This window comes from Streptomyces ureilyticus, from assembly GCF_011045025.1.
Classification (GTDB): domain Bacteria; phylum Actinomycetota; class Actinomycetes; order Streptomycetales; family Streptomycetaceae; genus Streptomyces; species Streptomyces ureilyticus.
This window is the reverse complement of the sequence record NZ_JAAKZX010000420.1, coordinates 1-2577: the sequence shown is the minus strand read 5'-3', so window position 1 is coordinate 2577 and position 2577 is coordinate 1. Positions and strand designations below refer to the sequence as shown.

Annotated in this window: 2 protein-coding genes and 1 pseudogene; 2 read left to right on the top strand and 1 reads right to left on the bottom strand. The window is 67.5% G+C overall.

What is annotated here, in order from left to right:
• Nucleotides 1-148: 148 nt before the first annotated feature.
• Nucleotides 149-835: a TetR/AcrR family transcriptional regulator gene (locus G6048_RS47710; RefSeq protein WP_165345842.1), complete on the bottom strand. Its 687-nt coding sequence runs from the start codon at nucleotides 833-835 to the stop codon at nucleotides 149-151.
• Nucleotides 836-1028: 193 nt separating this feature from the next.
• On the opposite strand from G6048_RS47710, the gene G6048_RS47705 reads away from it, so the two are divergent.
• Nucleotides 1029-1892 (top strand): NmrA family NAD(P)-binding protein, encoded by an 864-nt coding sequence (locus tag G6048_RS47705; RefSeq protein ID WP_165345841.1) that lies wholly within the window; start codon nucleotides 1029-1031, stop codon nucleotides 1890-1892.
• 501 nt (nucleotides 1893-2393) lie between these two features.
• Nucleotides 2394-2577: pseudogene (locus G6048_RS47700) on the top strand (ABC transporter substrate-binding protein); the annotation flags it as partial.

Sequence of the window (2577 nt, the reverse complement as noted above, 5' to 3'; positions counted from 1 at the left end):
GGGCAGGGGGAGCGATGGAAGGTTCCGGAGGGTCTGCGCGTCCGTCAAACCGACGCGGTCAGAGCACTGGCGGGCGGCCCGGGAACCTCTGGCTCCCGGGGGATACCGACGCACGATGTCGTGGCCAGGGCCGCAGCCCGGTGCTGGATCAGCGGCGCAGCCACTCGTCGAGAAGCACGGCCTCGGCCTCGCTGAGACCGGGCAGTTCGGGCAGGATGGTGCGGAAGGCCGCGACGACGGCTGCCGGGTCCCGGCCGGGTACAGCGGGCTCATCATCGAGGATGGCGCGAGCGACCGCCTCGAAGGCGGCATCGGCCAGGTGCGGGTCGCTCTGCCCCGGCGGCAGGGTCAGCAGGGTGTGGATGGTTCCGACCCCCGCCGAGCGGATGAGGTTGACGGCGCGTTCCTCACTCACCCGAAGCCGCCCGGCGGCGGCGATTCTGTGCACACGCTCGGCGAGGATCAGCACGCCCTTGGCCTGTGCCGGGGTGTCGCGTGCGCGGGCCGGGTCGAGCAACAGGCCGTAGACGTGCGGGTTGGCCAGGCCGAAGCTGATCTGGGTGTTCCATCCGGCGCGGAGGTCTTCCACAGGGTCGTCCGAGGGCGCGGTGGTCTGTTTGCTCGCCACATGTTCGGCGAAGACATGCTCGGCGGCGGCATCCAGCAGGTCGTCCTTGTCCTGGAAGAGGCGGTAGAGAGCGGGAGGCTGCAGTCCCGCCTCGTGGGCCACGCGGCGTGTGGTCACCGCGGCAGGCCCTTGGTCGCGCAGCAGGCCGGCCGCAGCCTTCACGATGCGGTTCCGGGTGATGTCTCGTCGCTGCGTGTTCGGTGCCATGGAGACGATGGTATCGCCCGTGCGTGACAGGTGATGTTATCGATGATATTGCCAACTCTCCGCAGGTGGTCTGCCAGAAGGTACCGCTCAGCTGGCTATTCTCCTGACGGATTCAGGCGAGCGCATCCGGAGGAAATATCACTGATACCATCACTTCAGTTCCGTTGGAAACCTCATCAGACTGGAGCCGTCGATGCTGATCGTCACGGGAGCCACCGGCCACCTGGGGTCGCTGATCGTTGACCGCCTGCTGGAGCGGGTACCGGCCGACAGGATCGGCGTCAGTGTGCGCGACGTGAGCAAGGCCGCCGACCTTGCCGAGCGCGGCGTCCGAGTCCGAGCGGGAGACTTCACCGAACCGGACAGTCTGAAGCACGCCTTCGAAGGTGCCGAGCGCGTCCTGGTCGTCTCCGCGGCCATCCGGGGCGGCGGCGCGTTGACCGCCAACAAGGCCGCCATCGACGCGGCACGGGAGGCGAGCGCCCAACGCGTCCTGTACACCAGCCACCAGGCTGCCTCTCCCACGTCGCTCTTCCCGCCGCAGAAGGTCCACGCGGCCACCGAGGAGCACCTCAAGCAGCAAGGAGTCCCCTACACCGCCCTTCGGAACGGGTTCTATGCCTCCACCTTGGGCTACTACATCGGCGCGGCGCTCAAGACCGGCACGCTCGCAGTGCCGCAGGACGGCCCGGTGTCCTGGACGGCCCACGAGGACCTGGCGGAAGCCGCGGCCTTCGCCCTGACCGAAGACGGTGCACTCGAAGGGATCACGCCACCCCTGACCGCCCGCCACACGCTGGACTTCGCCGACGTCGCCGAAATCCTCAGCCGTATCACCGGCCGGACCATCACCCGAGTCGTCATGGACGACAACGAGTGGACATCCGCAGCAGTCGCCGACGGGATGCCACGGCCGGCCGCGGAGTTCTCCTTGACGATGTTCGCCGCATCGTGCAAAGGCGAGTTCAACGCCACCAACCCCACACTGGAAGCCATCACCGGTCACCCCGCGAAGTCCGTCCGCGAGGTCTTGGAAGCCACCTTGCGCTCCCGGTAGACCGACTAGTCTAGCGAGCGATGCACACAAAGATCGCGTCGTTGGTCTTGGCACTTCTATAGGCCGCGTGGTGAGCTTCCGGTTTGGTGCAGTCGGGGATGAGCGCAGCTGGGAGAGGCGTTCCAGGCGTCGGCATGCTCACATCGTCGCAGGCGCTCACACCGTTAATCAGGCGAACACCCATCATCACAGCCGACCCCGCGCCGCCCGTCAGGGCCCTTTGTCGACGACCTGGAGCGAGAGAACGGCCCGGACCTGAGCCCCGCAACTTCACTGAGGCAGGAACCCCGGCTTCTCCTGTCCAAGGGCGTGGAGTCGCGCAAGGTAGTCCTGAGCTGCTGGCTCCGCGCTGTAGCGGTTCCGTATCTCGGCTCTTGCACTTGCGGCTCCGGAACGTCCGCCCCTTGCCGCAGTCTGGTCAGCCCTCCGCACCCTGTGCCTGCCCATACTGGGATGGGGATCTGATCGGCGTCCGGTCGACGGGTAAGGAGGTGCCCGCACGTGAAGCTCTACCTGCGCCGTGCCGCCGTCTCTGTGGCCGCGGTGTCCCTGGCCGTAGTCCTGGCCTCCTGCGGCACGGCCGGGAACACCTCCGGCGTGACGATCGGCTTGCTGCTCCCGGGAGCCGGGACCCCTCGCGCCGAGCAGTTCGACAGGCCCCTGATCGAGAAGAAGATCAAGGACC